The following is a 17753-nucleotide window of genomic DNA, read 5'->3' as shown; positions in this document are numbered from 1 at the left end:
TCGACCCCGCCAAGAGTAACGAAGTTCCCTGTCAGCGGCCATGCTGCGGCGTTTGAATCGCAAACGCCCCCACCATCACGGATGGCAGGGGCGTTGAGGAATCGCCTATCAAGCGTCGTACAACGACGCGTGAATCGACTGACTCAGTTGGCGCTGTAAAGGGTCAACATCTGACCGGGGCGCAGGTAGTCCGCAGATGACAGCTTGTTCCAGCGCGCGAGCTGGCGAGTGCTGACATTGTGACGTGCGGCGATCAATGACAGGGAATCGCCACTCTTCACGCGCACCTTCTTCTCGCCGTTGGCCGAGGCCAGCTGGGTGGCCACCGAGGCGCCGCGGTCCGGCACCATCAGTGCCTGGCCGATGCGGATGGTGTTGCCCGAGAGGCGGTTCTTCTGCTTCAGCTCGGAGAGCGTCAGGCCATTGCGGCGCGCGATGACGGACAGGGTGTCGCCGCGTTTGACGCGATAGCTGGCCCAGCTCTGGCGCGCTTTTTCAGGCAGCGTGGCCAGCTGGCTGAGGAAGGTGTCGCGGGCGGTGGCGGGAATCACCAGCGAGCTGTCACCCGGCGTGGTGGCCCAGCGCTTGTAGGCCGGGTTCAGGGCGCGCAGCTCGTCTTCACTGATGCCGGCCAGCTTGGCGGCGGTGGACAGGTCCAGTTGTCCGCCCGTCTCGACGGCCGCGATTTCTGGCCTGTCGTCAATCTTCGGCAACGAGAGCCCATATTCCTCAGGGTCGCGAATCACCGCGGCCAGTGCCAGAAGCTTCGGCACGTATTCCATGGTCTCGTTGGGCAGCTTGATGTTCCAGTAATCCTCATCGCCACCGGCGCGGCGGCGTGCACGATTCACGGTGCCGGCACCGGCATTGTAGGCGGCCAGCGCCAGCTCCCAATCGCCGTCATACCAGCGCTCGCCCTGGGTCTCCAGGTAATCCAGCGCGGCATCCGTGGACAGCAACACGTCCTTGCGACCGTCATACCAGCGGTTGCGTGTCAGCCCCATGGCGTCACCGGTGCGCGGCATGAACTGCCACATGCCGGTCGCACCGCCCGGATGCGCGGCATCCGGATCGTAGGCGCTCTCGATGAAGGGTAGCAGTGCCAGCTCTGCCGGCAGGCCGCGTGCTTCGGTGCGCAGTGTCACGTAGCGAATCCAGGGGCGGGCCTGTTCCGCGATACGCTCCACGTGGTGGGGGTGCTCCTGATACCAGCTGATCCATTTGCGCACGCGAGGGCGACCGGTGTCCTGCTGCAGCTGATAGCCGGCGCGCAGGCGCTCCCAGACGTCGTCGTAGTGCGCGGGAATGGCGTCGACGGCCTCCATGAAGTTCAGCGGGGCGCGCTGATATTCACTGGTGGGCGAGACCCCGGACACCATCGCTGAATTGGCGCTGGCGGTCAGCGGCATCAGGCACAGGGTGGCACCCAGAGAGGCGAGGCGAATCAGGTGACGCAGTCGAGCCGGACGGAAGGGGGCCTGGGTCGGAGTGACACGACACGGCGTGTCGGCGGCCATCTGGCCGTCGGTACGGAGGTCTTGCTGATGCATTGACGAAATACTCTCTGGCGAGCCGCGGCTGGATGGGTCAGCAGCGGCTCGGCTGGCCGGTCATGCCGGCACGAATCAGTGACTGCGGGGGCTGATCGAGATCAGGGTTGTTCTCGACCCGCTGTCACGCGAAATGCCATTCACGCCGCGCTCCAACCGCTCACCTGGGTGGCGTCAGAACGGGGGCAATGGCACGCGGGCAGCAGGGCTAGAAGTTGTCCTTCCACTGACGCAGTGCCGTGAAGGCCGCCAGTGGGGAATCTTCCTGACCCGAGGGTGCCGAGAGGCGTCCTTCCTGCTCGAGGTGGCGTTGCAGCGCCACCTCATCACTGCGCAGGAACGGATTGATCTGCTTTTCTCGGCCGATGAGGGTGGGCAGCGTGGGGCGGCCCAGTGAACGCAGCTGTTCACATTCTGCGTTGAGGGTGTCGCGCGCGGGGTTGTTCGGCTCGGCGGCACTGGCGAAGGCCAGGTTGGCCAGCGTGTACTCGTGTGCCGGGAAGACGAGCGTCTCTTCCGGCAGAGCGGCCAGGCGCGACAAGGAGTGATGCATCTGCTCCGGCGTGCCCTCAAACAGGCGACCGCAACCGCCACTGAACAGGGTGTCGCCGCAGAACAGCAGCCCCGGCATGCCGGAGCTGACGAAGGCGATGTGATCCAGCGTATGGCCCGGTACTTCCATCACCTCGAAGAGGCGGCCCTGCAGGCGGAAGCTGTCGCCATCGCCGACACGCTCGTCGATACCGTGGATGGCCGGATTGTGAGGGCCAACCACGCGAGGCTGATAGCGTTCGATCAGCTCCGGCAGGCCGCCGGTGTGATCCTGGTGGTGATGGGTGATGAGGATGGTGTCGAGGGTCAGGCCTCTGGACTCCAGGGCCTCCATCACCGGGCGTGCATCACCGGGGTCGACGACCGCCACGCGGGGGTTGTCGTCGCTCTGTATCAACCAGATGTAGTTGTCCTGAAAGGCCGCTATGGGCGTTACGCTCATCATGGTGGTCAGGTGCTCTTGATGTCTTGCAGTCGTCGATCGAAGCAATGACAGGCCAGTGACGCGAAAAGGGGCTCCATACGTCCTCGCCGAGGAATCGGCCAGGCTGAAGCAGATGAACATGGCATGTCATCGTCGCCTGCAATGCTGATAGGCAGGCGGTTCCATCGACTCCTTACTGAGAGTTAGTTGTCGAAAGCGGCATAAGATCATGCTCAGAGACGGCTCAGGACGGTCGTGCTCCTGGCCGCTCCCCTGGCCGCGTATGTGGGCGGGAGGGGCAATCCGTATGCTCTATCATCGACAACGCATATTTATGGGTCATTCGCAGGATGTTGGGCAACACCTTGCTTCACTCTATCCTGAGTGTCGGGCCGAGCGTGTCGAGACGCTCGATGCCCGCAGTCCTGTTCAAGACTCGCTTGTCGGTATTTTGTTCCCGGTCAGGCTCGCCGTGTGCGATCAGGCGCCGGGTGGCTGACGCAGAGCCCAACAAGAAGAGTCCAGCTGGAAAAGTCACGACTGGCCGCCGGTGCCAAAGTCCGTGAGCGCCATCAATCGCAAGGCCAATAGCCAGCACGATGATGCCCAGTGGATTGATTCGTGGCGGGAATCTGAATATTCCGCATAACAAGCCTGACGAGCCAGCAGGTAAGTGTCAAACCTCTTATGGTGTGAGAATGTAGACAAGTGTCAAAGCCTGTCTATGCCGTGGGGAGTGTCTCCCCGCCTGAAGCCCGGGAGATGCAAGATGTGGAAAGGCCCCTTTGGTGTGAATGACTCCGGTGCGGACAAGGCCAGCGCGTCCCTGACCGCCGAGGAGCGCCAGCGCCAGCATGCGCGCCAATTGAGTGCCCATGTGCGCGCCATGCGTGCCTTTTTCGAGGGCCCGGATGGGCAGGACATCCTGACGGCGGAGCGCGAGATGCTGTCGCCGCTGTTCGAGCGCTGCTTCGGTTTTCACAGCCTGAACCTGGGCCCGGGCGGCAATGACCTCCTGTCACTCTCCGCCATCCGCCATGCCATCCAATGGAGCCCCGAGGCGGCGCTTGCCGAGTCGCCATCCACCTTGATCTGCCCACTGACGCAGCTGGCTTTGCCGGACGAGAGCATGGATCTGGTGATGCTCCACCATCTACTGGAGGTCGCGCCGGAGCCGCACCGACTGCTGCGTGAGGCGGCCCGCGTCCTGCGCTCCAGTGGCTGTCTGGTCATCGTCGCCTGGCAGCCTTTGTCCGGTGAGGGGCTGCTGCGTCTGGACCCGCGTCGTCGCCACATCACTCCCTGGGAGGGAAGCTGGCGAACGCCGGCGGCCCTGCGCGATTGGCTGGCCTTCGTGGATTTCGAGATCGAGCGTATCGACTATGCCGGCTTCCATCTGCCGGGGTTACGCCTGCGACACGGTTGGCTTGAACGCATGGGGCGCCGCTACAACCTGCCGCTGGGCAGCCTGATGTTGATACGGGCGCGGCGCAATGTCGGGTACGTGCAACCCTTGAATGCCAAGCGACCGCGAGTCGCCATTCCCGGTGTCTCCATCGGCCAGGCCACGCGGGTGCATTCCCGGGAGGGGCATGTGAAGCGTGAGTCGCGCAGAGATCTGTCTGAGCGCGGCTAGCTCGGCGGCTCGCTGCAGGGCTCCCTTTTCTTCAAAGCTTCAGTCTGGCGGAAGCTGTAAAAAAACACAGGGACTTTGGCCATGCTGCATGCGAGTGGGTAGAATGACGCTCATTGTAGCGAGGCCTGCTGTTGCCGCGGGAGGGCTACCGGAGAGTGATTGTCAGGGGGCGGTTTCCAAGCCCCGCCTCTGCGGGCCAGGCTTGCCCCTGTCGTGACAGCCAGCGCCGTCGCACTTGCCCGTCTTCGTTTCCTTTGTCGAGAGTGCCGTTTGTGAGCCAGAGTGCATCCACGTCCGAACCCCAGAATCCCTCCGCTACTGCGACGTCCGAATCCCAGGCGGCGCCGACTCGCGTGGTCATCCACACCGATGGTGCCTGTCGTGGCAACCCGGGTCCGGGTGGCTGGGGCGCGATTCTGGTCAGTGGCAAGCATCGCAAGGAACTCAATGGCAGCGAGGCCCAGACGACCAACAATCGGATGGAGATGATGGCGGCGGTCGAGGCGCTTACGGCGCTCACCAAGCGCTGTCAGGTGGTGCTGTGGACCGACTCCGAATACGTCAAGAACGGCATCACCAAGTGGGTGCACGGCTGGGTCAAGCGCGGCTGGAAGACGGCAGCCAAGCAGCCGGTCAAGAATGAAGATCTGTGGAAGGCACTGCTGGCCCAGAGTGAGCGTCATGATATCGAGTGGCGCTGGGTCAAGGGGCATAGCGGCGATGAGGGCAACGAGCGCGCCGATGCGCTGGCCAACGAGGCCATCGACGAGATGCAGCGCCGCCGCTGAGTGCCTCGTTGGCAGGCACGCCGAGCGCGATGGCCAGCCGTGTTTGAGCACGGACATGCAGGATCCGATATTGAGGCACCCTGATGCGCGGCCCGAAGGTGAGGGCAGATGTCGGTCAGGGAGCTGTCACTGTTTACCAAGAGGTCTGAGATGCGTCAGATTATTCTCGATACCGAAACGACAGGTATCGATCCGAAGGAAGGCCATCGCCTGATCGAGATCGGCGCGGTGGAGATGATCAACCGCCGCCTGACCGGACGCACCTACCATCAGTACGTCAATCCTGAGCGCTTGATCGATGCAGAGGCGATCGGGGTTCACGGCATCACCGATGAGCGAGTCGCCAACGAGCCGGTCTTCGCCGAGATTGCCGATGCCTTCTGGGACTTCATCAAGGGTGCCCAGCTGGTCATCCACAATGCGCCCTTCGACGTGGGCTTCATCGATCACGAATTCGGGCTGATCAATCCCGGGCGTGCCAATCCGTTGGGCCCGGTCGCCGATCACTGCGCCATTCTCGATACCCTGAAGCTGGCCCGAGAGAAGCACCCCGGACAGCGCAACAACCTGGATGCGCTGTGCAAGCGCTACGATATCGACAACGGGCATCGTGTGCTGCACGGCGCCTTGCTGGATGCCGAGATTCTCGGCGACGTCTATCTGGCGATGACCGGTGGCCAGACGGCGCTGGGCCTGGACGTGATAGAGGAAGGCGATGGCGAGGAGGGCGGTATCGTCGGGGTTCGTCGCCTGCGTGCCGATCGCCCACGTCTGGTCACACCCGGGCTTTCCGCGCTGGAGCTTGAGCGTCACTCGGCCTGGTGTGAAGAGATTCGTGGCAAGGCCGATGAGTGCCTGTTCGATCGCCTCTCGATCAATGCACTGGGCAGTATTGATAGTGCCAGTCTTGATGGCGCCAGTCTGGACAGCCGAGGCAACCGCGGAGACGACGCCTGATGTTGATTCGTGATCTCTCGCGTGTGACCCAGCGCCATGGTTATCTGATTCGCGTGGGGCGTGATTGCGTGGCGCCTGCGCCGGATGGCGGCATCATCCAGCCCATCGCGGACTGGCCCAGCGGCGCCGTGGCCCTCGGGGAATGGCAGGGCGCGCCGATTGCGGTGTTCGGTGAGAATGGCAGTGCCGATTGGCCCGCCGCGCGTCAGTGGCTGCATACGCTGCCACGTGATCAGTTTCCGCTGCTTTCCAGTGCGTTGCAGGTGCTCAAATGGCTGCGAGACCATCGATTCTGTGGCCGTTGTGGCAAGCGCATGAAGCGTCTGGAGCATGAATTCGCCATGCACTGCACCGGCTGTCAGCATCGCAGCTACCCGCGTATCTCGCCGTGCATCATCACGCTGATCACCCGGGGCCGCGAGATGTTGCTGGCGCGCAGTCCGCGCTTCGGGCCGGGCATGTATTCGACCCTGGCGGGCTTCATCGAAGCCGGTGAAAGTGCCGAGGAAGCCGTGCGGCGTGAGGTGCACGAGGAAGTCGGTGTTGAAGTCGGGCGAGTCAGCTATTTCCAGAGTCAGTCGTGGCCGTTCCCGCACTCGTTCATGCTGGGCTACTACGCGGAATATGCCGGTGGCGACATCACCATCGATGGTGTCGAGATCGAGGATGCCCAGTGGTTCACACCGGAAGACTTGCCGGGGCTGCCACCGAAGTTCTCGATCTCGCATGCCTTGATCGACAACTTCCTGCGCTCGGTCGCGACGGGCCGCTGATATTGCAAGCCTCTCCCCAAAGAAAACGCCCCGACCATTGGCCGGGGCGTTTTCTTTGGCTGGTGTATCGCTGCGAACCTTTCCATCAGGCTTGTTCGCAGCGATGCACCTGCTCAAGCAGACGCTTACTTGTTCGGGAACAGAGACGTCAGTTTGGTGGCCAGCATGATGTTGCCGGTGGCTTTCAGACGGCCTGTCATGAAGGCCTGCATGCCGTCGACTTCGCCCTTCATCACGCCCTTGAGGGTGTCGCTGTCGGTGCTCAGGGTCACGGACGGGTCATCGTGCTCACCTTCGCCGACGTCCAGAGTGCCGTCCTTGACGACCATGTAGTAGTCATCGCTGTCGGTGATGTTGAATTGAAAGACCTCATCCATGCCCTTGGCGGCTTCGGGGTTGAAACGACTCTTGAGCATATCGATGACGGCGTTGGCGTCGGCCATGGTGATATTCCTTGTCAGTGCTAGCGGTGGAGAAAGGCCAATGATCACGGGGAAAGATGACGTACATGGCGAGAGGTGAGGTGTCGTCCATCACCTAGCTCACCATGAAGTGATCACGCTGCTGGCCTTCAAGACTGACATCAGACTATTTCAAACGAGCGTTCCAATCAAGTCGTGTGATCGATCTGGCGTGTTCCGCGCTTCAGCGCCCAGCTCTGAACCTGCAGAGGTAACGTACAGAGATAACGTACGGATGGCGTCCAGGCCACCTGGAGAGCCCGCACAGGCGGTACGCCAGTCCCATGACAATACGAGCAATGGGTAATCTGCCCAGGCGCTTGCCAGCCTTGCAGGCGGGCAAGCTCGCCCCCATATCGAGTACCATCCCGCACCGGCCCTTTAGCCGGTGATTTCGTTATGGGGCCCTGATCGTTTGGCAGTTGCCTTGACCTTCTGCCTGACACCCATGCACTCGAGAGCGAGCAATTGCCGCTCACGTGCTGGCGAGAGATCAGACACCTTCTTCAATGTTTCAGGAGCAAGTGCATGCAATGGATTTCACAGTACGGCCTCTTTCTGGCCCAGGCGATCACCGTGGTGGTCGCGATCGGGGCCATCGTGCTCATCATTGCACGTGCACGACAAGGGGAAGCGGGGGAGCGCCAGGCCAAGCTGAAGATTCGCCCTTGGCATGAGCGCATCAAGGGCTATCAGCGCGAATTGAGCCACGCCGGACTGGAGGAGGCAGAGTACGCCGCCAAGGAAAAGGCGCGGGCCAAGAAGCACAAGCAGGAAGCCAAGGCGCTCAAGAAATCGCTCAAGGCCAAGTCGAAAGCCAACAAGGGCGGCAATGCGGACAAGGACGATGCGCCGGCCAGTACGCGTGGGCGTCGGGTCTTCGTGCTCGACTTCGTCGGCGACATCAAGGCTAGCGGTGTAGAAAGCCTGGCGGAGCAGATCACGGCACTGGAAGGCGTGCTGGGTGAGCAGGATGAGGTCGTGCTACGACTGGAGTCCGGTGGTGGCCTGGTGCATGCCTATGGCCTGGCCGCGGCACAGCTTGACCGCCTGCGTGCCAGTGGCGCGCGCCTGACGATCACGGTCGACAAGGTCGCGGCCAGTGGTGGCTACATGATGGCCTGTGCGGCGGACCACGTGGTGGCAGCGCCCTTTGCGGTCATCGGCTCGATCGGTGTCGTGGCTCAGGTGCCCAATGTGCACCGTCTGCTCAAGAAGCATGATGTGGATGTCGAGATTCTGACGGCGGGGCGTTACAAGCGCACCTTGACCATGCTCGGCGAGAACAGTGAAGAAGGGCGTGAGAAGTTCCTGTCGGACCTGGCGCGCACCCATGAGCTGTTCAAGCAGCATGTCGGCAGCCGTCGTCCGCAATTGGACGTCGAGGCAGTGTCCCAGGGTGATATCTGGTATGGCAGTGAAGCCATCGATATCGGTCTGATCGACGAGGTCGGTACCAGTCAGGCGTTACTGGCACGCTATCTGAAGGAAGAGGTCAAGATCTTCGAGGTGAGTCTCGAGAAGCCGCGCCGCGTGATGGACCGTTTCGGCAAGGGCGTGACATCGAGTCTGGATCGTGTGCTGGACCGCGTGCTGGAGCGCAATGCGGAGTCGCGCTGGCATCAGCAATAAGCGACAGATTGCCGTCGCGGGCGAAGAGAAGAGGCTTGGAAGGCCATTCCGTGGCCTGCCCGATCTTGTTGGAGTCGGCGAGTGATACAGATGTCTAGCGGGTCACGATCAGCGTGACTCAGCGACATTCCCCTCAAAGGGCGTCAGTCACCGGCTGGCGCTCTTTTTCAGTTATAGAGGTCCTGCAGGGCACGAATGACACCTGCGGCGTTGGGGCCTTGCAGCGAATAGTAGATGGTCTGCGAAGCGCGGCGCGTCCGCACCATGCCTTCACGACGCAGAATCGCCAGATGCTGCGACAGCGCGGATTGCGACAGTTCCAGGCGCGAGTTGAGCTCGCTCACCGACATTTCGCTGTCGCTGAGCAGGCACAGGATGCGCAGGCGGTTCTCGTTGCCCATCGCCTTGAGCAGGGCAGTGGCTTCTTCGATGACGCGGTCACCGGCCTGGTGCAGGGTGATGGCATCGCTGGACACTGGCATGGGGTTATTCCTTGCAGCTGTAGAAAGTGTTGCGTTCATGCGGTCTCTCCCGGTCGGTCTATCTTGGTGCATCCCGAGGGACGCAATGGGCCATTGGCATGTTGTTATGACCTAACCTTGTTTTAGTGAATGATCAATAACTCCGCGTGCTACGTCCAAGACAATCTTAAACGATAAATCATCGACTTTGTCGTTCTCAGGCTTTGACTTTTTGTCGCATCTGCTGTGAGACCGCGTTCAAGCGTATGTTTTATTGCGCGAATGACGCCTTTCACGCTGTCAGGTCGTCTGCAACCAAGGATTGAGTATAAGACCATCAGACGCTGAAAACGGTGAGCCGAGCACGTTTGAAGGGCGATTTTTGGCCTAAGGTTTCAACGTAACTATCGGTTCAGGCATCTCTGTTCTGTCTGTCCTTCCTCCATCGTCGTCTGTCGCATCGCCGTTGGCGAGCGACATCAATGACGACATGAAAAGAGGTCCGGTCAACGGGCCCCGGAGACAAGGCCTTGCGTCAGGACAGGCAAGAGATGCCCACAAAGCCATTCGTGGATCACGAGGTACGCCATGCCCGACGCCAATCACTCCTGTGCACGCGAGCGTTATCTAGCTCTGACGGCGAGAGCCAACGAGACGCCAGAAGACTTCTGGGCTGAGCAGGCGCAACGCATCGCCTGGTTTCGCCCGCCGCAGACCATTCTGGCCTGGGATGAGCAACAGCATGCGCGCTGGTTCATCGATGGCGAGATGAACATCTGCCATGCCGCGCTGGACCATCACGTCGCCAATGGGCGCGCGGATCAGATCGCGTTGTACTGGGATTCGCCGGTCACCCAGAGCAAGCGGCAGTACACGTTTCGTGAGCTGCGTGATGAGGTGGCCCTGCTGGCGGGGGCGCTGCGCAATCTCGGGGTGGAGAAGGGCGATCGTGTCGTGCTCTACATGCCGATGGTCGCCGAGGCCATGATGGCGATGCTGGCCTGTGCACGCCTCGGGGCGGTGCATTCGGTGGTCTTCGGCGGCTTTTCCCCCAAGGAGCTGGCGGTACGTATCGATGACGCCGCGCCCAAGGTGATCATGGCGGCATCCTGTGGGGTGGAAGTCGATCGCATCATTCCCTACAAGCCATGGCTGGATGAAGCCATCGAGCTTGCCGAGCATACCCCGCAAGCCTGTCTGGTCCTGCAGCGTGAACAGCAGCGGGCGACACTCGGGCCGCGTGATCATGACTGGCATGAATGTCTGGCCAGCGCCCAGGCTACCGAAGCGGTCAGCATGCTGGGTAGCGAACCTCTCTATGTCCTCTATACCTCCGGCACCACCGGCAAGCCCAAGGGAGTGGTGCGTGATCACGCCGGTTACGCCGTGGCGCTGCATTATTCAATGGAGCTTCTCTATGCGACCCGCCCCGGGGATACCTTCATGGCGGCCTCGGATATCGGCTGGGTCGTCGGCCACTCCTATATCGTCTATGGCCCGCTGCTAATGGGGGCCAGTACCGTCATGTATGAAGGCAAGCCGGTCAAGACACCGGATGCCGGAGCCTTCTGGCGCTTGATCGAGGAATACCGCATCAACTGCTTCTTCACTGCGCCGACGGCATTTCGCGCCATGAAGAAGGAAGATCCGGAAGCCAGTCAAATGGCCAATTACGACCTTTCCAGCCTGCGCAGTCTGTTCCTGGCCGGAGAACGACTGGACCCGCCGACCTATCACTGGCTCGCCGATCTCCTGCCGGTGCCGGTCGTCGATCACTGGTGGCAGACCGAAACCGGCTGGCCCATCGCCGGCAACCTGCTGGGCCTCGACATGTTCACCGAAGGCAGCCGCGAGGTGAAGGCGCCGGTCGAGGCACGCGCCGGTAGCGCCACCTGGCCGTTGCCGGGCTTCAATGTACAGATTCTTGATGGCATGGGGGATGAGGTGCCCACGGGAGAGCAGGGCAATGTCGTGTTGCGCCAACCTCTGCCGCCGGGCTGCCTGACCGGACTCTATCAGGACCCCGGACGCTTCCATGCTGCCTATCTTGCCGCCTACCCCGGCTATTACCTGTCCGGTGATGGCGGCTACTTCGATGAGCAGGGCTATCTGTTCGTGATGGGGCGCATTGACGATGTCATCAACGTGGCGGGGCACCGTCTGTCGACGGGTGAGATGGAGCAGGTGCTCGGTGCACACGCCGCGATCGCGGAATGCGCGGTGATCGGTATCGAGGATTCGCTCAAGGGCGAGATGCCGTTGGGGCTGGTAATTCTCAAGGATGGCTGGCAGGGGGATGAAGCCAGCCTGTGCGCCGAGCTTGCCCAGCGGATACGCCAGGAAATCGGGGCCTTTGCCTCGCTCAAGGAGGTGCTGATCGTCGAGCGCCTGCCTAAGACGCGCTCCGGCAAGATACTGCGCAAGATGATCCGTCAGATCGCCGCGGGCGAGCAATACCAGGTGCCCTCGACGATAGATGACCCCTCAAGCCTGGAAGATGTGCGTGAGGCGCTGAGCGAGGCCGGCGTCGGTCAGGCGAGTGAGGCACGCAGCGCATGAACCGATGCAGTGATATCGCGGACGCATGACGCGGCTCGCGCTGCTCCAATAATGAAAAAGCCCCCGCCATGAGACATGGCGGGGGCTTTTTTTCAGCAAGGCAGCATTTATTGCATCACGCGCGTGCCACGACCGGATTGGCCATCTCGCGGCGTGCAAGCCAGGCAATGCTGATGACCAGCAGACCCGCCAGGCTCAACCAGCCGAACAGGGTACTGTCGGTCAGGCCCATCACCAGGTAGGCGATCAGCGAGATCGCAGCACCCAGCAGGGCGTAGGGCAGCTGGGTCATGACGTGATCGATGTGATGGCAGCTGGCACCCGTCGAGGACAGGATGGTGGTGTCGGAAATCGGCGAGCAGTGATCCCCGAACACGGAGCCGGCCAGCACCGCGCCCATCATCGGCAACATCATGGCGAGCTCGGTGGCGGCCGCCATGTCACCGGCAATGGGCAGCATGATGCCGAAGGTGCCCCAGCTGGTGCCGGTGGCAAAGGCCATCAGGCCGGAGAGCACGAACAGCAGCATCGGCAGCCAGGTCGGAGACACGACGCCCTCGACCAGCGTGGCCAGGTACTGTCCGGTCCCCAGAGAGCCGATGATGCCGGTCAGCAACCAGGCGAAGACGAGGATATAGACGGCCGGCAGCATGGAGCTGGCGCCCTGGGCGATGGCGCTCAGGCTGCGCCCAGCGCCCATGCGATGACGCAGCAGCATCACTACCGCGGCCAGCAGGCCGATGGCGCCGCCGATGATCAGTGACTTGGCGACATCCGTCAGCTCGAAGGCGCGAATCAGACCGAAGGCCTCGCCCTCAGCGGCCAGTGCGCTGGCGCCTGTCTGCACGATCATGAAGAAGGTCGCGATGACCAGCACGATGATCGGGATCAGCAGGTCCATGGGCCGGCCACGCTCGGACTCTTCCACGTGGGTGTTGCCCGGTGGATTGCCGCGCTTGGCATCGAAAAGCTCACCGTCGCGCGCCGCGATGGCATGACGGCGCATGGCACCGAAGTTGATGTCGAACCAGGCCGAGGCGATCACCAGCACCAGCGCCGCAATCGCGTAGTAGTTGAGGGCGGACAGCTCGAGGAAGGCACCGAACGGACTGACATCCGTGATGTGGTGGGTTGCCAGGATACCGGCGATCAGGCTGATGATGTAGGCACCCCAGCTGGAGATCGGCGTCAACACGCAGATGGGCGCGGCGGTGGAGTCGATCAGATAGGCCAGGCGCGCGCGCGACAGCCCCTGACGATCGGTCAGCGGACGACAGATGTTGCCCACGGCCAGGCTATTGAAATAATCATCGATGAAGATGAATACCCCCAGCAGCACGGTCATCAGCTGCGAGCCACGGCGGGTCGTGACTCGCGCCCGAGCCCAGTTGCCGAAGGCACGGGTGCCGCCTGCCAGCGTGATCACGCCGACCATGGCACCCAGTGCCAGCAGGAACAGCAGGATATAGACATTCCAGCTGTTGAGGCTGGCCTCGGCAAGCTGACCGCTGTCCGGCATCTCGATGAAGACGGCAACCAGCTGCTGCCAGAGATAGTGCAGCGTGACGAGCGGCGAGAAATCATTCAGCAGCAGGGCGCCTGACACGATACCCAGCCCGAGGGAGAGCATGACACGACGTGTCAGTATTGCGAGACCGATGGCTATGATCGGGGCGAGCAGCGAAAGCGGGGACGCCGCGTAGCTGGTCAGTTCCATGTATCACCTGTAATCAAAGGCAGGCGCCGGGACAAAGCGCGCTACCGGGTGCCGTTATGGCGGTTATGGTGCGTGGGTGTCAGGGAGTTGCACCGCCTGATCGCAGCGCACACTCGCGGGATCGCCGTTGCGCAACGGCAATTGATGAGTCGCGAGCCTGCGCCCGACAAGTCCTGGGCCGCCACTGGCAGGCGGCGACTTCCGGAAGGGGGCGCATTATGCCCGAGCCAAACAAGACGTGAAACATTACCGTGTTCACCTAAAGTCTAGGTCGCAGTGAAAAACACCGCCATTGCGCTATTTTTCCCCTAGAATTCGGGCGTAGAAGTCCGCTTTACAGTGGGCTCTTCTTGCTTATCCCCGTGGGATATGAAGAATGGCGCTCACCAAAGCATGTCGAGCAACCCCATCGTAGTGGTTGCTCGCTGTCAGTCGCAGGAAAGTCATGGGCTTTCCGTTGCCTTGGCAGCGTCGACAAGACCAAAAACCCGCCAAAGCGAGACCGACATGTCGGAAACAACGTCCATCATTCCAGCGCCGATTCTGGCGTTGATCGATGCAGGCAATGGCCTGCTGTGGGGCAGTGTATTGATTTACCTGCTCATCGGAGCGGGTCTCTTCTTCACGGTCATGACCAAGGGTATCCAGTTCCGTTATTTCGGACACATGTGGAAGCTGCTGGCCACGTCTCGTCAGGGCAGCGAAGGCGGCATCTCTTCCTTCCAGGCACTGGCTACCTCTCTGGCGGCGCGCGTCGGTACCGGTAACCTCGCCGGTGTTGCCGTGGCGATTTCCCTGGGTGGCCCGGGCGCCATCTTCTGGATGTGGATGACGGCGCTGGTCGGCATGTCCACCAGCTTCATCGAGTCCACCCTGGCGCAGGCCTACAAGGTCTCCCACGATGACAACACCTTCCGTGGTGGCCCGGCCTACTACATCGAGAAGGGCCTCGGTCAGCGGTGGATGGCGATCCTGTTCTCCGTGTGCCTGATCATCGCCTTCGGCCTGGCCTTCAACTCCGTGCAGTCCAACTCCATCGCACTGGCCATGGAGCAGGCCTTCAGCGTGCCGCCGTGGATCATGGGCGTGGTGCTGGTCGTGGTCATGGTGCCGATCATCTTCGGTGGCATGAAACGCATCACGCGTACCGCCGAGCTGATCGTGCCGATCATGGCGCTGCTCTATCTGCTGCTGGCCATCTTCGTCGTGGCCATCAACATCACCGAGCTGCCGGCGGCGCTGGGCACCATCTTCCGCAGTGCCTTCGGTCTTGAGCAGGCCGCAGGTGGCGCGCTGGGTTACACCATTGCCCAGGCGATGATGAACGGCATCAAGCGGGGTCTGTTCTCCAACGAAGCGGGTATGGGTTCTGCCCCGAACGCCGCCGCGATGGCGACCACCAAGCACCCGGCGTCCCAGGGCTTCGTCCAGATGCTGGGCGTGTTCATCGACACCCTGGTCATCTGCACCGCGACCGCGGCCATCATCATCATGAGCGGCACCCTGGGCAACGATGGCGGCAATGACGGCATCCAGATCACCCAGGCGGCGCTGTCCTCACAGGTCGGTAGCTGGGGTGGTGGCTTCGTGGCCATCGCCATTCTGCTGTTCGCCTTCACCTCTCTGGTCGCCAACTACTCCTATGGCGAGTCCAACATCGAGTACATCGCCGGCAAGAAGAACGCCAAGGCCGTCATCATGGTCTACCGCTTCGCCGTGCTCGGCATGGTCATGCTCGGTGCTGTCGCCAGCCTGAAGAACATCTGGAACTTCGCTGATCTGTCGATGGGTGCGATGGCCTTGATCAACCTGATCGCCATCCTGCTGCTGTCGCCGTTGGCCTTCCGTATCTTCAAGGATTACGACCGTCAGCATAAGGCCGGCAAGGAGCCGACCTTTGATCCGGAGCAGTTCCCGGAGCTCAAGGGCAAGGTCGATGCCAGCATCTGGAAGAAGTGACTCTGACACTCGCTTTCATTGCATGGATTTCATTGCATCGCTGTCTTTGCAACGTAAGGGGCGCCGGGGGAGAATGACGGCTTGACCATCTGGCCAGATTTTCCCCGCAGGTACCTGTCAATGGCCGCGCATCGTGATACGATGCGCGGCCATTTTGCGTTCTGGCGATGTGCAAGCCTCGCGGCGGTTGTCAGTGAAGCATGCCTGCAGCGCTCAATCGCTGCGACAAGGCGTCAAGGCCGATGTCAGGCTATGGCAGTTGATGTCAGAATCGACGACGCAAACCTCAACACGCTCGTGACAGGGTTCCCTCACCCCTGGACGACGGCTTTGATCCAAAAAGGACCTGCAATGCTACTCCTCTCGTCTGCCCAGTCGCAGCGCGCACTCGTCGCCCTGGCCCTGTTTCACATCCTCATCATCACCGCCAGCAATTACCTGGTGCAGTTGCCGATGACCCTGTTTGGCTTCCATACCACCTGGGGCGCCTTCAGTTTCCCGTTCATCTTCCTGGCAACGGATCTGACGGTGCGTCTGTTCGGCAAGCATCAGGCGCGGCGCATCATTGCGCTGGTCATGCTGCCGGCGCTGTTGGTCAGCTACATGGTGTCGGTGACGTTTCAGGCGGGCAGCTTTGCCGGGGTAGAGGCACTGGCTGACTTCAACCTGTTTGTGGCCCGTATCGCGCTGGCAAGCTTCATTGCCTACGTGATCGGTCAGTTGCTCGACATTCAGGTGTTCGATCGTCTGCGTCGCAATGCCCACTGGTGGATCGCGCCGTTGGCGTCGACATTGTTCGGCAATCTCGCTGACACCTTTGCCTTCTTCTCGGTGGCGTTCCGCAATGGGCCCGATGCTTTCATGGCGGCTCACTGGGTCGAGATCGCCTGGGTGGATTACGCGATCAAGCTGGCCATCTCGATATTGCTGTTCCTGCCGATGTACGGATTGTTGCTCAATCGCCTCACGAATCAGTTGCTCAAGCGCGGCTTGGTCGATGAGCGAGAGCCTGTCTGACATAAAACTGTCATATCATTTTCTCCCGTTTCGCCGTTGTCAGTCAGGGACATGGCACCGGATTGTGCTAACGTTGCACAAACTGGAATGACGGGAGGGAGCCATGAAAATCGCTGCGGTGTACAGCATCAAAGGGGGCGTGGGCAAGACTGCTTCTGCCATCAATCTGGCGCATTGTGCCGCCAACAGTGGCCTGCGTGTATTGCTGTGGGATCTTGATCCGCAGGCCGCTGCGACCTTCTATGTGCGTACCAAGCCCAAGCTGAAGGGCGGGGTCGAGAAACTTATCAGCGGCAAGCAGGACATGTCCCGCGTGATCCGTTCCACGGATTATCAGAACCTGGATGTCCTGCCGGCGGAATTCTCCTACCGCAACCTCGACCATATACTCGAGGAAGAGAAGCGCACCCGACTGCGCAAGGTCCTCAAGCCGGTACGCGATGACTACGACCTCGTCATCCTCGATTGTCCGCCGAGCATTTCCAGTCTTTCCGAGCAGGTCTTCGCTTCTGCCGATACCCTGCTGGTGCCGATCATTCCCACGGTTCTGTCGCTGCGTACCCTGGAGCAATTGAACGCCTATCTGGCCGAGATCGATCTCGATGTGCCCGTTTGGCCGTTCTTCACTCTGGTGGATCGCCGCAAGACATTGCACAAGGATGTGATGGAATCGCTCAAGCAGGATTATCCGCTGCAGCTCAGTGGCTTTATCCCGTATTCCAGCGTGGTCGAGCGCATGGGGATCGAGCGCAAGCCCATCGGGACTTTCTCGCGCAACAGCTCACCGGCGGTCAGCTATCGCAGCCTGTGGCAGGAAATCGGCCAACGGCTGAGCCTGCTCAAGGAGCCGACAGTGGCGTCAGCGCCAGCCGCCGCCAAGGCCGCTGAGGCTGAATCAACCGTCACCGCGCCTCAAGGTGCTGCTACCGGCAAGGCCAGCGCCAAAGGGGAGGCGGCCAGCAAGCCAGACGCCAAGCCTGCCAGCAAGGAAGCCTCAAGCAAACCAGCGGCCAAGCCTGCCAGCAAGAAAGCGCCCAGTGCTGACAAGAAGCCGGCGAGCAAGGACTCTGCCAGCAAAGACAGCAGCAAGTCGGCCAGCAAGTCGGCCGCCAAGGGCAAGAAGAAGGGCGGTAACCTGGGCGATTGATGCCGAGTGCCAGCCAGAAACACAGAGCCCCGCCAATTGGCGGGGCTCTTGCGTATTGCAGCGGCAGTCATGTCATGAAAGTCATGTCATGAAAGTCATGTCATGAAAGTCATGTCATGA

14 protein-coding genes are annotated in these 17753 nt (G+C 61.4%); 9 read left to right on the top strand and 5 right to left on the bottom strand.

Annotation, left to right across the window (positions count from 1 at the left end):
• Positions 1–143: 143 nt before the first annotated feature.
• The gene (locus R2R70_RS07485; RefSeq protein WP_225348027.1) at positions 144–1550 is read right to left on the bottom strand and encodes a LysM peptidoglycan-binding domain-containing protein; all 1407 of its coding nucleotides are present in this window, start codon (positions 1548–1550) and stop codon (positions 144–146) included.
• Positions 1551–1758: 208 nt separating this feature from the next.
• On the bottom strand, positions 1759–2547 hold the full coding sequence (gene gloB, locus R2R70_RS07480) for a hydroxyacylglutathione hydrolase (RefSeq protein WP_107334887.1): 789 nt from the start codon (positions 2545–2547) through the stop codon (positions 1759–1761).
• A gap of 748 nt (positions 2548–3295) precedes the next feature.
• Between gloB and R2R70_RS07475 the strand changes: the two genes are divergently transcribed.
• From R2R70_RS07475 to nudC, 4 genes are all read left to right on the top strand, one after another.
• On the top strand, positions 3296–4162 hold the full coding sequence (locus R2R70_RS07475; RefSeq protein WP_347421314.1) for a class I SAM-dependent methyltransferase: 867 nt from the start codon (positions 3296–3298) through the stop codon (positions 4160–4162).
• A 353-nt stretch (positions 4163–4515) separates the two neighbouring features.
• The gene (gene rnhA, locus R2R70_RS07470) at positions 4516–4950 is read left to right on the top strand and encodes a ribonuclease HI (RefSeq protein ID WP_054556047.1); all 435 of its coding nucleotides are present in this window, start codon (positions 4516–4518) and stop codon (positions 4948–4950) included.
• Between the two features lie 150 nt (positions 4951–5100).
• Positions 5101–5907 (top strand): DNA polymerase III subunit epsilon, encoded by an 807-nt coding sequence (gene dnaQ, locus R2R70_RS07465; RefSeq protein ID WP_192838204.1) that lies wholly within the window; start codon positions 5101–5103, stop codon positions 5905–5907.
• A complete protein-coding gene (gene nudC, locus R2R70_RS07460) occupies positions 5907–6680 on the top strand; it encodes an NAD(+) diphosphatase (RefSeq protein ID WP_410977719.1) in 774 nt (257 codons plus the stop codon). Before dnaQ ends, nudC begins: the two co-directional genes overlap by 1 nt.
• A gap of 125 nt (positions 6681–6805) precedes the next feature.
• Here the strand turns inward: nudC and R2R70_RS07455 are convergent, their stop codons facing one another.
• Positions 6806–7123 (bottom strand): SCP2 sterol-binding domain-containing protein, encoded by a 318-nt coding sequence (locus tag R2R70_RS07455; protein ID WP_043332726.1) that lies wholly within the window; start codon positions 7121–7123, stop codon positions 6806–6808.
• A 546-nt stretch (positions 7124–7669) separates the two neighbouring features.
• On the opposite strand from R2R70_RS07455, the gene sohB reads away from it, so the two are divergent.
• Positions 7670–8773 (top strand): protease SohB, encoded by a 1104-nt coding sequence (gene sohB, locus R2R70_RS07450; protein WP_107334883.1) that lies wholly within the window; start codon positions 7670–7672, stop codon positions 8771–8773.
• A 167-nt stretch (positions 8774–8940) separates the two neighbouring features.
• Here sohB and R2R70_RS07445 read toward each other — a convergent pair whose 3' ends face one another.
• Positions 8941–9255 (bottom strand): ArsR/SmtB family transcription factor, encoded by a 315-nt coding sequence (locus R2R70_RS07445; RefSeq protein WP_054556050.1) that lies wholly within the window; start codon positions 9253–9255, stop codon positions 8941–8943.
• Between the two features lie 567 nt (positions 9256–9822).
• Between R2R70_RS07445 and R2R70_RS07440 the strand changes: the two genes are divergently transcribed.
• Positions 9823–11793 carry an acetate--CoA ligase gene (locus R2R70_RS07440; RefSeq protein ID WP_410977718.1) on the top strand — a complete coding sequence of 657 codons (1971 nt, stop codon included), beginning with the start codon at positions 9823–9825 and terminating at the stop codon, positions 11791–11793.
• Between the two features lie 115 nt (positions 11794–11908).
• On the opposite strand, the gene R2R70_RS07435 is transcribed toward R2R70_RS07440, so the two are convergent.
• Complete coding sequence (locus tag R2R70_RS07435) at positions 11909–13510, bottom strand: Na+/H+ antiporter NhaC family protein (RefSeq protein WP_107334881.1); 1602 nt, start codon at positions 13508–13510, stop codon at positions 11909–11911.
• Positions 13511–14017: 507 nt separating this feature from the next.
• Here R2R70_RS07435 and R2R70_RS07430 point away from each other — a divergent pair.
• The 3 genes from R2R70_RS07430 (at position 14018) to R2R70_RS07420 (ending at position 17633) form a co-directional block, all read left to right on the top strand.
• Positions 14018–15469, top strand: a complete 1452-nt coding sequence (locus tag R2R70_RS07430) for an alanine/glycine:cation symporter family protein (protein ID WP_054556053.1) — start codon at positions 14018–14020, stop codon at positions 15467–15469.
• A gap of 351 nt (positions 15470–15820) precedes the next feature.
• Positions 15821–16486, top strand: coding sequence for a 7-cyano-7-deazaguanine/7-aminomethyl-7-deazaguanine transporter (locus R2R70_RS07425; protein WP_410977717.1), 666 nt, complete (start codon positions 15821–15823; stop codon positions 16484–16486).
• Between the two features lie 103 nt (positions 16487–16589).
• The gene (locus R2R70_RS07420; protein ID WP_367998239.1) at positions 16590–17633 is read left to right on the top strand and encodes a ParA family protein; all 1044 of its coding nucleotides are present in this window, start codon (positions 16590–16592) and stop codon (positions 17631–17633) included.
• The last annotated feature ends 120 nt before the right edge of the window (positions 17634–17753 follow it).

This window comes from Cobetia sp. SIMBA_158, assembly GCF_046566945.1.
Lineage (GTDB): Bacteria > Pseudomonadota > Gammaproteobacteria > Pseudomonadales > Halomonadaceae > Cobetia > Cobetia amphilecti.
Note: the sequence above shows the minus strand (reverse complement) of the source record. Positions and strands in the feature narration are given on the sequence as shown.